Genomic DNA, 318 nt, shown 5'->3' with positions numbered 1-318 from the left:
GAGGTAATTGCGCAAGCCACAATGTTCGACCATCACCCCTTTCGGCTCACCGGTAGAGCCAGATGTATAGATGATATAAGCAAGATGCGTGTCACTGAGATCTGACGGTGTAGGGTTAGTCTCCTGAGCGTCTTCAAACAAGGCCAGATCATCAAGTGTCATTGTCAACGTTTTGTGGCTGAAAGATGTCATTAAGGATGAATGCGTCAACAGGGCAATTGGCGCGGCATCATCAAGCATATACGCGAGACGTTCAGAGGGATAAGAAGGGTCAAGCGGCACATAAGCGGCCCCCGCCTTTAGGGTGGCAAGCAGGCT

Annotated in this window: 1 protein-coding gene; it reads right to left on the bottom strand. The window is 50.6% G+C overall.

What is annotated here, in order from left to right; translation table 11 throughout:
* Nucleotides 1–318, bottom strand: a 318-nt coding sequence (locus AC3Z9T_RS21425; RefSeq protein ID WP_490128069.1) for an AMP-binding protein, incomplete at both ends; no start/stop codon positions are given.

The sequence above is a fragment of the Providencia sp. 6390 genome (genome assembly GCF_058148425.1).
Note: the sequence above shows the minus strand (reverse complement) of the source record. Positions and strands in the feature narration are given on the sequence as shown.